Annotated in this window: 17 protein-coding genes and 1 tRNA gene; 14 read left to right on the forward strand and 4 right to left on the reverse strand. The window is 59.6% G+C overall.

Annotation, left to right across the window (positions count from 1 at the left end; genetic code table 11):
• Positions 1 to 8 precede the first annotated feature (8 nt).
• From sufB to Q1A44_RS16670, 9 genes are read left to right on the forward strand one after another with little or no spacing between them, the layout of a single operon-like run.
• Positions 9 to 1,544, forward strand: a complete 1,536-nt coding sequence (gene sufB / locus Q1A44_RS16630; protein WP_299627518.1) for a Fe-S cluster assembly protein SufB — start codon at positions 9 to 11, stop codon at positions 1,542 to 1,544.
• 27 nt (positions 1,545 to 1,571) lie between these two features.
• Positions 1,572 to 1,877, forward strand: a complete 306-nt coding sequence (locus Q1A44_RS16635) for a hypothetical protein (RefSeq protein WP_299627520.1) — start codon at positions 1,572 to 1,574, stop codon at positions 1,875 to 1,877.
• Complete coding sequence (locus tag Q1A44_RS16640; protein WP_299627522.1) at positions 1,877 to 2,140, forward strand: hypothetical protein; 264 nt, start codon at positions 1,877 to 1,879, stop codon at positions 2,138 to 2,140. Before Q1A44_RS16635 ends, Q1A44_RS16640 begins: the two co-directional genes overlap by 1 nt.
• Positions 2,137 to 2,451 (forward strand): heavy metal-binding domain-containing protein, encoded by a 315-nt coding sequence (locus Q1A44_RS16645; protein WP_299627524.1) that lies wholly within the window; start codon positions 2,137 to 2,139, stop codon positions 2,449 to 2,451. Before Q1A44_RS16640 ends, Q1A44_RS16645 begins: the two co-directional genes overlap by 4 nt.
• A gap of 36 nt (positions 2,452 to 2,487) precedes the next feature.
• On the forward strand, positions 2,488 to 3,243 hold the full coding sequence (sufC, locus tag Q1A44_RS16650) for a Fe-S cluster assembly ATPase SufC (RefSeq protein ID WP_299627526.1): 756 nt from the start codon (positions 2,488 to 2,490) through the stop codon (positions 3,241 to 3,243).
• Positions 3,243 to 4,523 (forward strand): SufD family Fe-S cluster assembly protein, encoded by a 1,281-nt coding sequence (locus Q1A44_RS16655; RefSeq protein ID WP_299627528.1) that lies wholly within the window; start codon positions 3,243 to 3,245, stop codon positions 4,521 to 4,523. The genes sufC and Q1A44_RS16655 overlap by 1 nt, the downstream gene beginning before the upstream one ends.
• Position 4,524: 1 nt before the next feature.
• The gene (locus Q1A44_RS16660; protein WP_299627530.1) at positions 4,525 to 5,007 is read left to right on the forward strand and encodes a YIP1 family protein; all 483 of its coding nucleotides are present in this window, start codon (positions 4,525 to 4,527) and stop codon (positions 5,005 to 5,007) included.
• Positions 5,004 to 5,609, forward strand: coding sequence for a YIP1 family protein (locus tag Q1A44_RS16665; protein ID WP_299627532.1), 606 nt, complete (start codon positions 5,004 to 5,006; stop codon positions 5,607 to 5,609). The genes Q1A44_RS16660 and Q1A44_RS16665 overlap by 4 nt, the downstream gene beginning before the upstream one ends.
• Entirely contained in the window at positions 5,602 to 6,822 is a 1,221-nt protein-coding gene (locus tag Q1A44_RS16670) for a cysteine desulfurase (protein WP_299627534.1), read from the forward strand. The genes Q1A44_RS16665 and Q1A44_RS16670 overlap by 8 nt, the downstream gene beginning before the upstream one ends.
• A 62-nt stretch (positions 6,823 to 6,884) precedes the next feature.
• On the opposite strand, the gene Q1A44_RS16675 is transcribed toward Q1A44_RS16670, so the two are convergent.
• The 3 genes from Q1A44_RS16675 to Q1A44_RS16685 form a co-directional block, all read right to left on the reverse strand.
• Positions 6,885 to 6,961: transfer RNA gene (locus tag Q1A44_RS16675), tRNA-Arg, on the reverse strand.
• Between the two features lie 52 nt (positions 6,962 to 7,013).
• Positions 7,014 to 8,972 carry a bifunctional 2',3'-cyclic-nucleotide 2'-phosphodiesterase/3'-nucleotidase gene (locus tag Q1A44_RS16680; protein ID WP_299627536.1) on the reverse strand — a complete coding sequence of 653 codons (1,959 nt, stop codon included), beginning with the start codon at positions 8,970 to 8,972 and terminating at the stop codon, positions 7,014 to 7,016.
• Between the two features lie 143 nt (positions 8,973 to 9,115).
• Entirely contained in the window at positions 9,116 to 9,685 is a 570-nt protein-coding gene (locus tag Q1A44_RS16685) for a DUF882 domain-containing protein (RefSeq protein ID WP_299627538.1), read from the reverse strand.
• Between the two features lie 316 nt (positions 9,686 to 10,001).
• Between Q1A44_RS16685 and Q1A44_RS16690 the strand changes: the two genes are divergently transcribed.
• From Q1A44_RS16690 to Q1A44_RS16705, 4 genes are read left to right on the forward strand one after another with little or no spacing between them, the layout of a single operon-like run.
• The gene (locus tag Q1A44_RS16690) at positions 10,002 to 11,609 is read left to right on the forward strand and encodes a L,D-transpeptidase family protein (protein WP_299627540.1); all 1,608 of its coding nucleotides are present in this window, start codon (positions 10,002 to 10,004) and stop codon (positions 11,607 to 11,609) included.
• Positions 11,610 to 11,640: 31 nt separating this feature from the next.
• Entirely contained in the window at positions 11,641 to 12,732 is a 1,092-nt protein-coding gene (gene lpxD / locus Q1A44_RS16695) for a UDP-3-O-(3-hydroxymyristoyl)glucosamine N-acyltransferase (protein ID WP_299627542.1), read from the forward strand.
• Positions 12,733 to 12,765: 33 nt separating this feature from the next.
• Positions 12,766 to 13,026: an acyl carrier protein gene (locus Q1A44_RS16700; RefSeq protein WP_299627544.1), complete on the forward strand. Its 261-nt coding sequence runs from the start codon at positions 12,766 to 12,768 to the stop codon at positions 13,024 to 13,026.
• Positions 13,026 to 14,234, forward strand: coding sequence for a beta-ketoacyl synthase (locus tag Q1A44_RS16705; RefSeq protein ID WP_299627546.1), 1,209 nt, complete (start codon positions 13,026 to 13,028; stop codon positions 14,232 to 14,234). Before Q1A44_RS16700 ends, Q1A44_RS16705 begins: the two co-directional genes overlap by 1 nt.
• Positions 14,235 to 14,294: 60 nt before the next feature.
• On the opposite strand, the gene Q1A44_RS16710 is transcribed toward Q1A44_RS16705, so the two are convergent.
• Entirely contained in the window at positions 14,295 to 14,888 is a 594-nt protein-coding gene (locus tag Q1A44_RS16710; RefSeq protein ID WP_299627548.1) for an invasion associated locus B family protein, read from the reverse strand.
• 439 nt (positions 14,889 to 15,327) lie between these two features.
• Here Q1A44_RS16710 and Q1A44_RS16715 point away from each other — a divergent pair, with 439 nt between their 5' ends.
• A complete protein-coding gene (locus Q1A44_RS16715; protein WP_299627550.1) occupies positions 15,328 to 16,872 on the forward strand; it encodes a helicase HerA-like domain-containing protein in 1,545 nt (514 codons plus the stop codon).
• Positions 16,873 to 16,889 lie beyond the last annotated feature (17 nt).

The raw sequence follows: 16,889 nt of genomic DNA on the forward strand, positions 1-16,889 counted from the left end.
CGAGAGGAATGTCTGATATGGACAATGTCGTAGATGATGTGATGGTCAAGGACGGTGTCGATCAAGAGACCGTTGACGCGGTTCGTGAGGTTGGCGGCGCTTATAAATACGGCTGGGAAACCGATATCGAGATGGAATATGCCCCCAAGGGTCTGTCCCCCGATATCGTCAAGCTGATCTCTGAGAAGAACGAAGAGCCGGAGTGGATGCTGGAATGGCGTCTGGCTGCCTATGAACGCTGGCTGCAAAAGGACGAGCCGAAATGGGCGATGGTCGATTATCCTGAGATCGATTTTCAGGACCAGTACTACTACGCCCGCCCCAAATCCATGGAGGTCAAACCCAAGTCGCTGGATGAAGTCGATCCCAAGCTGTTAGAAACATACGCCAAACTGGGCATTCCGCTCAAAGAACAAATGATTCTGGCAGGCGTTGAGGGTGCCGAAGACCTGACCGACGCGCCCCGTAAGGTTGCAGTGGATGCTGTGTTTGACTCGGTGTCGGTGGGAACGACCTTCAAGGATGAATTGGCCAAGGCAGGCGTTATCTTCTGCTCCATTTCCGAAGCGATTCAGGATCATCCGGAACTGGTCAAGAAGTATCTCGGTTCCGTTGTGCCGGTTTCCGACAATTACTACGCGACGCTGAACTCTGCCGTGTTCTCGGACGGGTCGTTCGTGTATGTACCGCCGGGCGTACGTTGCCCGATGGAACTGTCGACCTATTTCCGTATCAACGCCGAAAATACTGGCCAGTTTGAACGGACCCTGATTATCGCCGATAAAGGCAGCTACGTCAGCTACTTGGAAGGGTGTACCGCGCCCCAACGTGATATTGCTCAGCTACACGCGGCGGTCGTCGAGATCATCATCGAAGAAGACGCCGAGGTGAAATACTCTACCGTTCAAAACTGGTATCCCGGCGACGAGAACGGCAAGGGTGGCATTTATAATTTTGTGACCAAGCGCGCCGATTGCCGGGGGGACCGGGCCAAGGTGATGTGGACGCAGGTGGAAACCGGCTCTGCCGTGACGTGGAAATACCCGTCCTGCATTCTGCGCGGGGATGACAGCCAGGGCGAGTTCTACTCCATCGCCATAGCCAACAACATGCAGCAGGCCGATACCGGCACAAAGATGATCCATCTGGGCAAGCGCACCAAATCGCGCATCGTGTCCAAGGGGATTTCTGCGGGAAAGGCCCAGAACACCTATCGCGGGTTGGTTTCGATGCACCCGAAAGCCAAAGAATCACGGAACTATACGCAATGCGACTCGCTGTTGATTGGCGACAAATGCGGGGCGCACACCGTGCCCTATATTGAGGTCAAGAATAACAGCAGTCGGGTGGAGCACGAGGCGACGACGTCGAAGGTGGACGATGATCAGATGTTCTATTGCCGCTCACGCGGGATGGACGAGGAAGAGGCGGTGGCACTGGTTGTGAACGGTTTCTGCAAGGACGTATTGCAGGCCCTGCCGATGGAATTTGCCATGGAAGCACAGCAGCTTGTGGCGATTTCCCTGGAAGGGTCGGTGGGGTAACTCATGGCGGGTCTTGAGGACAATAGCATGGTTGTGCGCACATTTACGCACCCCAAGGCGGACGCCGCGGCAACGCCAGCCCGAAGCGCTGGGGCAAGCGTTCCCGGGCGCATGTTCTTGGCTGTCATTGTTGGTGGGTTTTTGGGGCTGCTATTCAGCATCCTGATTGCCCCCGACTTTGCACTGGCTTTTGCCATCGGCGGCGCGATGAGTTTTGCCGCGGGAGCTGCCTTGCTTGTTCTCACCAAGTCTGACGACACCGCCCCAACCGGCAACGCGCGCTCCGAAGAAGAGGTGCGACAAGCCTTGGCCGAGATTGAGGCGCGCAAGTGATGGTTGGTCTTACCTCCCCTGCGCCGGAACAGGCAAGGATCAAGCGTCATACCGTTTCCGACACGGATGGCACGCGCGAGGGCGGCTTGGTCTTTCCCATCGTGTTCATCTTGGGGTTTGTCGCTGCTGCGATTGCACATCCTGATGCGCTGACCTCGTTCTGGGTATGGTTTGCGCTGTTGATGATGTCGGTGGCGGTGGCTGTTGGCGTACAGAAGACGGTTGCGCGACTTTATGGGCATGAAGACGAGGACGACACATGATCCTGACCACCACGAACACCGTTGAGGGCATGAAGATCACTGACTACCGCGGCATTGTCGTGGGAGAAGCGATCATGGGGGCGAATGTGGTCCGCGATTTCTTTGCGGGCATCACCGATATCATCGGGGGCCGGTCGGGGGCGTACGAATCGAAATTGCAGGATGCGCGCGACACCGCGATGCATGAATTGGAAGAACGCGCCGCTGCTCTTGGGGCCAATGCCGTTGTGGGTATTGATCTCGATTATGAGGTGGTGGGCGACAGTATGTTGATGGTCAGTGTCTCTGGCACGGCCGTCGTTTTGGGATAACCGCCCGTTTGGGCGAGAAGAACTAAGGAAGAAAAAATGCTGACGATCAAAGACTTGCACGTCAAACTTGAAGAAGAAGACAAGCAAATTCTGAAAGGCGTCGACCTCACGGTCGAGGCGGGCAAGGTGCATGCGATCATGGGCCCCAACGGCTCGGGCAAGTCGACGCTGTCTTACGTCTTGTCGGGCCGTGACGGGTATGAAGTGACCGGCGGCGAGGCGCATCTGGGTGATGATGACCTGCTGGAGCTGGAGCCGGAAGAGCGCGCCGCCGCGGGCTTATTCCTGGCCTTTCAATACCCCGTCGAGATCCCCGGGGTAGGCAACATGACCTTCCTCCGCACCGCCGTGAATGCCCAACGCAAAGCGCGCGGCGAAGAGGAGATGAGCGCCGCAGAGTTCCTCAAAGTGGTCCGCGCGCGGGCCAAGGAACTCAAGATCGATGCCGATATGCTCAAGCGCCCGGTGAACGTGGGCTTCTCCGGCGGCGAGAAAAAGCGGAACGAAATCCTGCAAATGGCGATGCTGGAGCCAAAGATGTGCATCCTGGACGAAACGGATTCGGGCCTGGATGTGGACGCGATGAAGCTGGTCGCCGACGGCGTGAACGCGCTGCGCAGCGAGGGCCGCGGATTTCTTGTGATCACCCACTACCAGCGCCTGCTGGACCATATCAAACCGGATGTCGTGCACATCATGGCTGACGGTCGCATCGTGAAAACCGGTGGCCCCGAACTGGCGCTTGAGGTCGAGAACAACGGCTATGCTGACATTCTGGCCGAGGTGGCGTAATGGCGGCTCCAGCAGAAAAAATGGACACGACTGAAGCGCGGATTGCCGCGCTGTCGATGCCCCAAGGTGGGTGGTCGGATGCCGCGCGCGCCGATGCGTTGGCCCGCCTTCGGGCGATGGGCCTGCCCAACCGGCGGGATGAATACTGGAAATTCACCCGACCCGACGTTCTGACCCAGGTTGAAACGCCGTCCGCCGCCGTGTTGGAGACCAGCGAAGCGCAGGTATTCTCCAACATCGACGCGCTGCGCATCGTATTCAACGATGGCGTATTTGATGCCGAGGCCTCTGATGATCTGGCCATGGAGCATGTCACCATCGACCGGTTGGCTGATACCAGTGCAGACATCCATTGGGCGGGTTCGCTCTATGGCCAGTTGGAAAAGAGCGGCCAAACCCCGGTTGCACGCCCCTTGGGCGCGCTCAACACGGCTTTTGCCACCGATGGCATCCTGATCCACGTGACAGGCAAGGCACCGCGCCCCATTAACCTTGTCTACCATCATCGGGCCGAAAACTCCGAGGCGATCCTGCACCATGTGATCAAGCTGGACGCAGGGGCGGAACTGACCGTATTGGAAACAGGCCCGGCTGCGGCCCGGTTCAACAAGGTTATGGAAGTTGACGTGGCCGACACGGCGGCCTTTCACCATGTGCGCGCCCAGGGTCGGGATCATGAACGGCATGCAGCGACGCATATTTTCACCCGTCTGGGCACCGAAAGCACGTTCAAAAGCTTTACGCTCACCGTCAATGGGCGGCTCACGCGCAATGATTGTGTGATCGAACTGACCGGCGACGACGCAATTGCCCATGTGGCGGGGGCCTGCGTGGGCGACGGCGATTTCCACCATGACGACACCGTGTTCATCACCCATGATGCACTGCGCTGCGAAAGCCGCCAGGTGTTCAAGAAGGTGCTGCGCAACGGGGCCGTTGGCGTGTTTCAGGGCAAGATCCTGGTCAAGGCAGGGGCACAAAAGACTGATGGCTATCAGATCAGCCAGTCGCTCTTGCTGGACGATGACAGCCAGTTCTTGGCCAAGCCAGAACTGGAAATCTATGCCGACGACGTGATCTGTTCGCATGGCAGCACGTCGGGGGCCATTGATGAGGAAGCACTGTTTTACCTGCGCTCGCGTGGTGTGCCGACCGAAATTGCGACCGACCTGCTGACCCTCGCCTTTCTTGCCGAAGCGGTAAACGAGATCGAGGATGAGGGCCTGCGCGACGCGCTGGTTGAGCAGCTGGAAGGCTGGTTGGAGCGGCACCGGGGCTGACATGGCCATCACCAGCAATATCGCCGCGACCTATCGGGGACCGGGGCGCGTGATCACGCGGCTGTTGTCCTTGGGTCAGCGTGAGGATCGCGCGCTCATGTACCTGATGAGCGCGTGTATCATCATCTTTATTGCCCAATTGCCGCGACTGTCCCGCGAGGCACATTTGACGGGCCAGGAACTGGATATGCTCTTGGGCGGAACGCTGATGGCCTGGGTGATCATTGCGCCTTTGCTGATGTATATCATCGCATTTGTCGCGCGCGGCATTGGCATGATCCTGCGCGGCAAGGGCAGCGCCTATGGCGCGCGACTGGCCCTGTTTTGGGCGCTCTTGGCCTCGTCGCCGCTGATCTTGCTGCATGGGCTGACCGCCGGTTTTATCGGGCCGGGCCTTGAATTGCAGATCGTGGGCTTGCTGTGGTGCGTGATATTCTTTTGGTTCTGGATCGGCGGAAGCCTCGCACAGGAGCGTGGCGCATGAAGTTCTGGGCAGAACTTGCCTTGGCAACGCTGCGCGACCCGCAGGCGACGGCGCGCCAGATCATGGACTGGCATTTGGGCCGGACCGAGCTTTACCTTGCCTTGATCGCCGTCACAGCGACCAATGCATTTCTGGCCGGAACGGCAAATTTTATCGCACCTGCACAGATGGACCCGGCGACCGCCCAGGCGGTGCCGATGTTGGCCTTGCTGGAACGGCCCTTGGTGCTCTTTGTGCTGATCGCGGGTGGGCTTGTGGTGACGGTGCATGCGCTGTTCTGGGCAGGCCGGGCGATGGGGGGCGGGGGCAGCCTGTCTGACATGCTGGCGCTGCTGACGTGGTTGCAGGCACTGCGTGCGGCGGCGCAGGCGGGTGTGTTGTTGTTGTCGTTGGCCGTGCCGGTTTTGGGCGGGCTGGTGGCCTTGGGCGTGGCCATCGTGGGTTTCTGGCTGCTCTTGCACTTCATCAGTGCGGCCTTGCGCCTCGACTCGCTTTTTCGGGCTTTTGGCATCCTGCTCGCAGTGATGGCGGGCCTCTTGTTGGGATTGATGTTGCTGGTGACCATGATGGGGCTCACCGCCGGAGGATTGACAAATGTTTGATGTAGAGGCCGTGCGTGCCGATTTCCCGATCCTGTCGCGCGAGGTAAACGGCAAGCCGCTGGTTTATCTGGATAATGGTGCGTCGGCCCAAAAGCCGCAGGTGGTGATCGACGCGATCACCCGCACCTATGCCGAGGAATATGCCAATGTGCACCGCGGCCTGCATTACCTGTCCAACCTCGCCACCGAGAATTACGAGAACGTGCGGGGCAAGATTGCCCGTTTTCTCAATGCAGCCTCCGAGGATGAGATTGTTTTGAACTCGGGCACCACTGAGGGCATCAACATGGTCGCTTATGGCTGGGCCATGCCGCGCATGGGGCCGGGCGACGAGATTATCCTGTCAGTGATGGAGCATCACGCCAACATCGTGCCCTGGCATTTCCTGCGCGAACGGCAAGGTGTGGTGATCAAATGGGTCGATGTGGACAGCACAGGTGCGCTTGATCCCCAAGCTGTGCTTGATGCGATCACCCCGCACACCAAGCTGATTGCCGTGACCCACATGTCAAACGTCTTGGGCACCAAGGTCGACGTCAAGGCGATTTGTTCCGGCGCGCGCGCACAAGGTGTTGCAGTTCTGATTGATGGCAGCCAGGCCGCGGTGCACATGCCTGTGGACGTGCAAGACATTGGTGCGGATTTCTATGCCATCACCGGTCACAAGCTTTATGGCCCGTCGGGCTCTGGCGCCATTCATGTGCGGCCCGAGCGTATGGCCGAAATGCAGCCTTTTATCGGCGGCGGAGACATGATCAAGGAAGTGTCGAAAGACACCGTGATCTACAACGATCCGCCGATGAAGTTCGAGGCGGGCACCCCAGGCATCGTGCAGACCATCGGTCTGGGCGTGGCGCTCGATTATATGATGGGCCATGGCATGGAGGCCATTGCCGCCCATGAGGACGCGCTCCGCGACTACACGGTGGAACGTTTGGGTGGTCTCAATTGGCTGCAGGTCCAGGGTACAACCCCCGACAAGGGCGCGATTTTCTCCTTTACCCTGGACGGGGCCGGGCATGCGCATGACATCTCGACGATCCTGGATAAAAAGGGGGTTGCCGTGCGCGCAGGCCAGCACTGTGTCGGGCCGCTGATGGCGCATATGGGGCTGAACGCCACCTGTCGCGCGTCTTTTGGGATGTACAACACCAAGGGCGAGGTGGATGCGTTGGTCGAAGCGCTTGAACTGGCCCACGATCTTTTTGGGTGAACCAGCAGAGGCGTACCAATAGGTACGCCTTACGGAGATTTTTGCACCTGTTTCGCGATTAATGGCGGACCCTAGAGGATTCGAACCTCTGGCCTCTGCCTTCGGAGGGCAGCGCTCTATCCAGCTGAGCTAAGGGTCCACTGGGGCGCGGTATAGCGAGGCCAACCGCGCCCTGCAATTGCAAAACGCAGTCAGAGCGAGATGCGGAATTGCGCGAACCCGTCCGGCCCGTCGCCGGCAGGCTCGATCGTTACCCCTTGCACATCATCCACATAGTCCGCAGCCTTTGGACCGGTCTCGAACAGGACGGATGTGCCGGGCAGGGGGGCGAAGGACCAGTTGGCATCGGCGCGCGGGCTGATCGTGCCCTGGTCCACGATATAGCGCACAATCACGTCACGGTTTGTGTCGGGCGCTTCGAACACAACACTGTCGCCCTTGGCCCCGGGGAAGTTCCCGCCACCACCTGCGCGGTAGTTGTTGGTGGCGATGATGAACTGCGCGTCCGGGTCAATCGGCGCGCCATCATACATCAGGTTCACGATCCGGTTGGCGCCTTCGTTGATCAGGTTGCCCTTGGGGTCGAATTTCGACGGTTGGCTAAGGTCGATCTGATAGGTCACCCCGTCCATCACGTCAAAGTTGTAGGATGGGAAATCGGGGTTTAGCAGCGGTTGATCAGCCGCGCCTGGCGTCACCTGATTGAACATACCTGCCGAGCGTTCGAGCCAGTCCTTGACCTCGGCCCCCGTTACCAGAACCGCACGGGCCGTGTTGGGGTAGAGGTAGAGGTCAGAGACATTCTTGATCGCCACATCGCCTTTTGGCACATCCGTGAAATACTCCGGCCCCCCGCGACCACCGGCCTTGAACGGGGCGGCCGCAGAAAGGATTGGCAGCCCCTCGTATTCGGTGCCTTGCATCATGTCGCTGATATACCAGCTTTGGGCGATCGACACGATCTGCACCGATGGATCATCAGCCACCAACGCGAAATAGCTGTGCAGCGGCGCATCCGTCTTGCCCACCGCGCGGCGCACATAGGCCAGCGTGGCATCGTGATCGGCCTGCACGCTGTCTAAAACGTTCTGCTGGCTTTCGACCAGGGCGGTGATGGAACGGTCTTCGTTGCGCTTGGAGATTGGCCGCGCCTCGGATGTATGGTTCACGATGCGCCAACTGCTGCCATCGCGTTCCAGCATCAGATCAATCAAGCCCAGATGCGACCCCCAGAACCCGCCCATGGCTGCGGGTTTGCCGTGGATTGTGCCGCCGGCCACATCAACGGCGGGCATGTCGGCATAGCTGGGAGAGGGGAAGACCTGGTGATGGTGACCCGTCAGGACGGCGTCGATGCCGTCAATAGCAGCCAGCGGAACAGAAGCGTTTTCCATCCCATCCACGTGATCGGCCGCCCCAATGCCCGAATGGCTGAGCGCGATGATGATGTCGGCGCCTTGCTCTTTCATCAGGGGCACCAGCGCGCGGGCCGTGTCCACGATGTCGCGGGCTTGTACGTTCCCTTCCAGATGGCGGCGATCCCAGTTCATCACCTGCGGCGGGACAAAGCCGATGAGGCCAACTCTGACCATATGCGCATTGCCGTCACCGTCCGTGACCGACCGGTCGAGGATCACGAAAGGTGGCACCAGGGTTTTGTCGGCGGCGGGCGCAGCCCCTTGTTCGGTGGCGACATTGGCGCACACAATGGGGAAGTCGGCCCCGGCCAGTGATTTCATCAGGAAATCGAGGCCATAGTTGAATTCGTGATTGCCAAGCGTCGCGGCATCAAAACCCACAGTGTTCATGGCGGTGATGATCGGATGGCTGTCACCCTCTTTCATTCCCCGCTCATAGGCGATGTAGTCACCCATCGGGTTGCCCTGCAGGAAATCGCCATTGTCGATCAGCATGGAATTGGTGGCCTCGGCCCGAATACTCTCGATGATCGACGCGGTGCGGGCCAGGCCCACCGTATCGCGGGGTCGGTCGGCGTAATAGTCATAGGGAAAGACATGCACATGCAGGTCCGTGGTTTCCATGATGCGCAGATGCGCCTGGTTGCCCGCGGCGCGCAGGCTGAAGGGATGCAGGGCTGCAAATGTCGCTGTGGTCGCCAGAAACGTACGGCGCGAAATCAGATGTGTCATGGTGTCCCCCAAAGTGTTGACTACAACCGTAGGCTAGGGGGCTAATCCTCTCATGTCACAGAAAGATGTCAGGGCCGGCAATTCTTTGCACAAAAAAAACGCCCCGATGGGGCGCTGTTTTTGTCTGGCCTTTGTTCCGAGGCTTAACTGCCCCAGGTGCGTACCACGCCACAATCCATATGCACGAAATTCGAGCCGGAATACCGACCGACACCGCCACCGCGACAGGCCGCAGCGGCGCGCGCCATCTGGCTGACGGACCGTGTGGACAGGCGCAAGTCGGCGGCTTGGCCCTTCATGTGCAGCGAGTTCTTGGCGACGCCACGGCTGCGCGAACGCAACATGGCGTTGGTCTGGGGGCTGCGGTAGCCCGACAGCAGCATATAGGGTTCGGTCGCATCCATAAGGTTGTGGGCGGCGGCCATGATATCCACGGTGCGCAGATCCATGGATTTGACACCATCAGTCCGCCAATCACGCATAAAGTGGTTCACTTCCTTGACCGCGTCCTGAATGTACTGACCTTCGATCCAATAGATCATGTCGATCCGCTCGCCGGTGCGGCCCGAGTACATGCGAATGCGGCGGATGTCGCCAGCACCGCGCAATAGACCAGCTGCATTGGAGAATGTAGGGGCCGCAGCAACTGTTGTTGCTGCAAATGCGCCAAGCAAAGCCCGGCGGGTCATTCCCGTGGAATTTTCATTCATCATATTACTGCGCCGTCCCGTACGCCTGCCTATACCCATGATGTTACACGGGTTTTGCCATCTCATCCCCAGATGCAACATCTCTATGGCATAACGCGATTCGTTAACCAAGTGCTGAATCCGGCATGGTTAAAGTCGCAAGAGTTTTAGGCAATTTTTTGCCCATTAATTGGCCATTGTGGCCAGGTCGCCGCGAACCGGTGCATGGGTGCATCATCAGGTCACAGAATTTCTGCACGCGCCAATGTGAATAGACAAGGCCGCAAGCGCTTTGAAATAGTGACCTCCAGCTAGCCAATGGATTTTCAAGGGGTTCGAAATGTCTGTGATGATTTCCCGGTTCTGGACACTGTTTTTTGGGGCCGTTGTGGCTGTGGCGCTGAGCCATCTGCCGCAATCTGCCTCTGCCGAAGTGACCGCGTTCAAACAGGCGGTGGCCGAAGCCGCCGCGCGGGATGCCGACATTTCCGCCTTTTACAAAGCGAATGGTTATACCAGTCTGTGGACAGGCCGGTCAGGCCGCGAACGCCAGCGCCGGGTGGCTCTGTTCAAAGCGCTGAGCGCTGCGGGCGATCACGGTCTACCCACAGACCGATATGACGCGGCGGGGCTGCAAGCCAAGATGAAGGCGGCCAAGACCCAGCGCGAGCGTGGTCTGGTCGAGGTCGAACTGAGCCGCACCTTCCTGCAATATTCCCGCGACCTGCAAACCGGTGTTCTGGTGCCCAGCCGCGTGGACAAGGCCATCGTGCGCCAGGTGCCGTACCGCGACCGCACGTCTTACCTGGTAAATTTCTCCAAATCCAACCCCAACGGTTTTTTCAAGGCGCTGGCGCCCAAGACCATGGAATACACCGCCCTGATGAAAGAAAAGCTGCGGATGGAGCGTCTGTTGGCCAAGGGCGGTTGGGGGCCCAAAGTGCCCGCAAACACCCTGAAACCCGGCCAGTCCGGCGCGGCCGTTGTTGCGATGCGCAACCGGTTGATCGCCATGGGGTTCCTGAAGCGCACCAACAGCCAGACCTATGACAGCGCCATGCAATCGGCGGTCCAGCAGTTCCAATTGGCTCATGGGCTGGCCGCTGATGGTGTTGTCGGTGCGGGCACCATGAAAGAGCTGAACAAGGATGTGCCTGCCCGCCTGCAATCCATTATCGTCGCGATGGAGCGGGAACGCTGGGTCAACCAGGAACGTGGCAAGCGTCATATCCTGGTCAACATCCCCGACTTCACAGCCAAGGTGATCGACAACAACAAGGTCACCTTTTCGACCCGTTCCGTTGTTGGCGCCAACAAATCCGACCGTCCCACGCCCGAGTTCTCGGACGTAATGGAGTTCATGGTCATCAACCCAAGCTGGTACGTGCCCCGGTCCATCGTCACCAAGGAATATCTGCCCGCCCTCAAGGCCAACAGCAACGCCGTCCGTCACATCGAAATCACCGACAGCCGGGGCCGCAAGGTCAACCGGGGCGCTGTGAACTTCTCGCAATACACGGCAAAGACCTTTCCGTTCAACATGCGCCAGCCTCCCTCGAAGGGCAACGCGCTTGGGCTGGTCAAGTTCATGTTCCCCAACCGGCACAACATCTACCTGCACGATACACCTGCCAAAAACCTCTTTGGCCGCGAAGTCCGAGCCTATAGCCATGGCTGCGTCCGTTTGGCTGATCCGTTCGATTTTGCCTATACGCTGCTCGCCAAACAGGAATCGGACCCCAAAGGCTATTTCCAGTCTGTTTTGGGCACAGGCCGCGAAACCCGCGTGGATCTGAAAAGCCCCGTGCCCGTGCACATCATCTACCGCACGGCCTTTACCACGGCCAAAGGGCACACCCAGTATCGTCGCGACATCTATGGTCGTGACGGGCGCATCTGGAACGCGCTGTCCAATGCAGGGGTGGCCCTGCGCGCCGTTCAGGGGTAAGTGCTGACCCCAAGCAAATTGGGGTCAGATCATGCAGTATTCAGTGCGCGAGATTGCAACGGCCATTGAGGCCGAAGCGGTGGGTGACGTCGATATCGTCATCCACGCCTTGTCCGAGCCAGGCGATGCGGGCCCCGATGATCTGGCGCTCGCCAGTAACCCGAAATATGCCGATGCCCTGGCCAAAGGGGCGGCGCAGGCGGCCCTGCTATGGGCGGGTGCCGATTGGGAAGCTCTGGGCCTGAAGGCGGCTATCCTGCCGCGTCGTCCCCGCTATGCCATGTCGCGCCTGACCGGAATGATGGACCCGGGCCACAGTTTTGGCAGTGGTGTGCACCCAAGCGCAGTTGTGGACCCCAGCGCGCAGATCGGCGCGGATGTGACTGTGGCACCCGGGGCCGTGATTGGGCCAGAGGCCGTCATTGGCGACCGCACAGTGATCGGCCCGATGTGCTATGTCGGTTGGAAGGCGCGCGTGGGCGCAGATGGTTTTTTGCGTGAACATGTGAGCATCGGCACCGGCGTTCAGATCGGCGACCGGTTCATGGCGCAGCCCGGTGTGCGTATCGGCGGCGACGGGTTTTCCTTTGTCACGCCGGAGAAAAGCGGCGTCGAGGCCGTGCGCGAGACGCTTGGAGAGCAGGGGGACACCCAGGCACAAAGCTGGTCGCGTATTGCCTCTTTGGGCGCCGTGGTGATTGGCGACGATGTCGAGATCGGCACCAACACAGCCATCGACAGCGGCACCATTCGCCCCACCCGCATCGGCAACCGGACAAAGATCGATAATCTCGTCCACATCGGCCACAACGTGGTCATTGGCGAGGATAACCTGATCTGCGGCCAGGTGGGCCTTGCAGGCTCTGTCACCGTTGGCAATAACGTGGTGATGGCGGGGCAGGTGGGCGTGTCGGATAACCTCACCATCGAAGACCGCGTTGTTCTGGCCGCCGCCACCAAGGTGATGAGTTCGGTGCGTGCAGGCAAGGTCATGCTCGGCTACCCTTCGACCGAGATGGACACCCAGATTTCCATGTACAAATCCCAACGGCGCTTGCCGCGCGTCCTGCGCGAAATCACAGAGATCAAGAAAGCGGTTTTCAAGTCCGGTGACAGCGACTAAATCAACGGCAACACCGGCAAGGGGTCAGCTGTCATGAATATCCAGGACAAAGTGATTGAGATTATCGCCGAACAGGCGGTGCTTGAGACATCGGACGTGGCGCTCGACAATACGCTCGAAGATCTGGGCATCGACAGTCTGGGCCTGGTCGAGAGCATTTTTGCTATCGAAGAAGCCTTTGATATTTCGATCCCGTTCAACGCAAATGACCCGTCCGAGAGCGATTTCGACATCTCGAATGTCCAGTCTATTGTGGCGGGCATTCAAAAGCTGATTGCGGAACAAAAAACCTGATGCACCGCGTTGTCATCACCGGGGCAGGCAGCGTCAACGCCCTGGGCCATGACGTGCCCAGCACCCTTGAGGCGATGCGCGAAGGGCGCTGTGGCATTGGACCGCTTGATTTTCAGGACGTGGACCGGCTGTCGATCCAGATCGGCGGGCAGGTGCACGGGTTCGAGGCGGAGGGCCGCTATAACCGCCAACAGATGAGCCTGTATGACCGCTTCACCCAGTTCACACTGGCTGCTGCCAAAGAGGCGATTGCACAGGCGGGTCTGACGTTTTCGGGCGATCTGGCCGCCAAATCTGGCGTGATCCTGGGCACGGCGGGCGGAGGCGTGAACACCTGGGATCAGAATTACCGGCTGGTTTATGAAGAGGGCAAGAACCGCGTCCACCCCTTTGTTGTGCCCAAGCTGATGAACAATGCCGCGGCCTCTCATGTGAGCATGGAGTTCAACCTGAAGGGTCCGTCCTTTACCGTGGCGACGGCCTGCGCGTCGTCCAACCACGCCATGGCGCAAGCGTTCCAGATGGTGCGCATCGGCATGGCGCCCGCGATGATCACCGGCGGGTCGGAAAGCATGCTGTGTTTTGGCGGGGTCAAGGCGTGGGAGGGGCTGCGCGTGATGTCAAAGGACGCATGCCGCCCGTTTTCTGCCAATCGCAACGGGATGGTGCAGGGCGAGGGGGCCGGGATCTTCGTCTTTGAGGACTACGATCACGCCCGTGCGCGTGGCGCTGAGATCCTGTGTGAAGTGGCGGGCTTTGCCATGTCATCTGACGCCACGGATATTGTGATGCCGTCCAAGAACGGTGCGGCCCGGGCCATGGCGGGCGCGCTCGCCGATGCGCGGGTCAATGCGGATCAGGTGGGCTATATCAACGCGCACGGCACCGGCACGGCTGCCAATGACAAGACCGAGTGCGCCGCGGTGGCGGATGTGTTTGGGCCGCATGCGGACAAGCTGATGATTTCGTCCACCAAGTCGATGCATGGGCATCTGATCGGTGGCACAGGCGCGGTTGAGCTTTTGGCCTGTATCATGGCGCTGCGCGACGGGGTGATTGCCCCCACCATCGGCTATGAAGAACCGGACCCCGAATGCGCGCTGGATGTGGTGCCCAATGAGGCGCGCGATGCGGATGTGGATGTGGTTCTGTCCAATGCGTTTGCCTTTGGTGGCATGAACGCGGTGCTGGCCCTGCGCAAGGTCTGAGGACAGCAAAAGGCCGCCCCTGTTGCCAGAGGCGGCCCCCTTCAGCGCATCACGCGACGCTTAATTTTCGGCAATCGTGACCTTGTCATAGGCGGCGGTAAACCCGCTCAGCGACATGGTCAGCTTGACCTGCTGGTCCGGGGCCAATGCGGGTACAATCGTGACCGTTGCAGCATTTCCACGTTTGAACGATGCCACCTCTTCGGGGACGAGGCCGACGCGGGAAAAACAGCCGATCGGGTTGCAGAAGGCAAAGGGATAGCGGCGCGGCGTGCCTGCGTCGACTTGGATCGTCAACTGCTGCGGCAGGGATGTCTCAAGCGGTACAATGATGGTTGCGCCCGCTTCGGCACGGCCTCCATCAGGCAGCCGGAAGATCGAGATTTCGGCGACAGGCGTGCCATCTTCATCAGACATCAACTGGTACATCTGGCAGGGGTCATTGCCGTCTTCGGTTTTGACGCAGCGCATATCCCAGTCACCGATGGTCTCGGCGATGTAGTTCTGACCGATCTGTGGTTCGGTGTTGGCGTCCTGGCCGAGGCTCAACTGGTCCTCAAGCTTGGGTGGTTCGGTGTCTTCAGTGGCTGTCTGTGCCACAAGGGCGGCAGGCATCAAAAGAGACAGGGAAAGGGCAAGCAGTGACGTGCGCATATCATGTCCGGTTGTTGGTTACTCTTGGCCGTTAGCTACCACGACATTTGCGCGGTGTCAGCGCGAAAGCGCAAAGTTTTGACCAATCGCGATGGGGTATCTGTGCAAGGCACCCAAAACGCAAAAAAGGAGGCCGTAAAGCCCCCTTTCTCAAGTGTTTTTTCTCCCCGTCGGACTGGCCGACTTATTGATGCGGACGTTACGAAAGGCGGGGCGAGCGGTCAACAGCTAATCGTGGTTGATTGAGAAGAGTTGATCATAACCCTTGCCCGACAGGCCCGCGGGCCAAAAAAAGGCCGCGCACAAGGCGCGGCCAGTCTGACAGGGAGGAAGTGTTCCACGCCAGAGAACAGATCGGCGGGAACAAAAACACTATGGCACCCAAAGGTTAACTTTGTATGGTCCCCACGAGTGGGCGGAATGACAAAAGGTTAACGCAATGAACGCTGATATTTTCATCGGGGGCGGTGGGCCCGATTATGCCACGCCGCAGGGTCTGGCGCTCAAATACGCGAACCGCCATGGGTTGATTGCGGGGGCGACCGGCACGGGCAAGACGGTGACGCTGCAAATTCTGGCCGAGGGCTTTTCCAATGCGGGCGTGCCGGTGTTTCTGTCAGACGTCAAAGGCGATTTGTCGGGGCTGGCAAAATCGGGCACCGCCGATCATAAATTGCACGGGCCCTTCATGGAACGCGCTGGAACCATTGGGTTTTCCGACTATTCCTATCACGCCTGTCCAGTCACGTTCTGGGACCTCTTTGGTGATCAGGGCCACCCGGTGCGCACAACCGTATCCGAGATGGGGCCGCTGCTGCTGGCCCGGCTGCTGGAACTGACCGAGGCGCAAGAGGGCATCCTGAACATCGCCTTTCGCCTTGCCGATGAGGAAGGTTTACCGCTCTTGGACCTCAAGGACTTGCAATCCCTGCTGGTCTGGATCGGCGAGAATAAGCAGTCGCTGAGCCTGCGCTATGGCAACGTGTCGGTCCAATCCATCGGAGCGATCCAGCGGCGTTTGCTGGTGCTGGAGAACCAGGGTGGTGCGGGTCTTTTTGGTGAACCGGCGCTGGAACTGGCCGATCTGATGCGCGTGGGCGATGATGGGCGCGGCATGATCAACCTGCTGGCCGCCGACAAGCTGATGGCTGCACCGGGGCTCTATGCCACCTTCTTGCTGTGGCTGCTGTCGGAGCTTTTCGAAGAACTGCCCGAGGTGGGGGACCCGGACAAGCCCAAGCTGGTTTTCTTCTTTGATGAGGCACACTTACTCTTTGACGACGCGCCCAAGGCACTGGTGGACAAGGTGGAGCAGGTGGCCCGTCTGATCCGGTCCAAAGGGGTTGGCGTGTACTTTATCACCCAGAACCCGGCGGACGTACCCGAGGACATACTGGGCCAGTTGGGCAACCGGTTTCAGCATGCGTTGCGCGCGTTCACAGCCAAGGATCGCAAGCAGTTGCGCATGGCCGCCGAGACGTACCGGGAGAACCCGCGGTTCTCGACTGAAGAGGCGATCCGCGAGGTGGGTGTGGGCGAGGCTGTGACCTCGATGCTCCTGAAGAAAGGCGTGCCGGGCATTGTGGAGCGGACGCTCATTCGCCCGCCGTCGTCGCAGTTGGGGCCGATCACTGTCGCCGAGCGGCAAGGGGTCATGGCCGCCAGTGCCATGGCGGGCAAATATGATGCGCCGCTGGATCGCAAATCCGCTTTCGAGATTTTGAAGGCGCGGGCGGACAAGGCGGCGGAGGAAGCCGCCAAAGCCGAGGACGCCGCCGAAGAGGCTGAAACGCCGATGCTGCGCGAGTTCAACGCGGCGCGTCGCTATTCCGCCAAGGGGGTCACCCGGTCGACCTCGCGGCCCGTGCGGCGGGGCGCGAGCTTTGGCGAGGCGATGACCAAGATGGTGGTCAAGGAATTAACGGGGACCACCGGCCGACGGATGGTGCGCGGCATTTTGGGGGGCCTGTTCAAGGGCCGATAGGTTTCGAAGCGCAAAGG

It is taken from the genome of uncultured Tateyamaria sp., from assembly GCF_947503705.1.
GTDB lineage: Bacteria > Pseudomonadota > Alphaproteobacteria > Rhodobacterales > Rhodobacteraceae > Tateyamaria.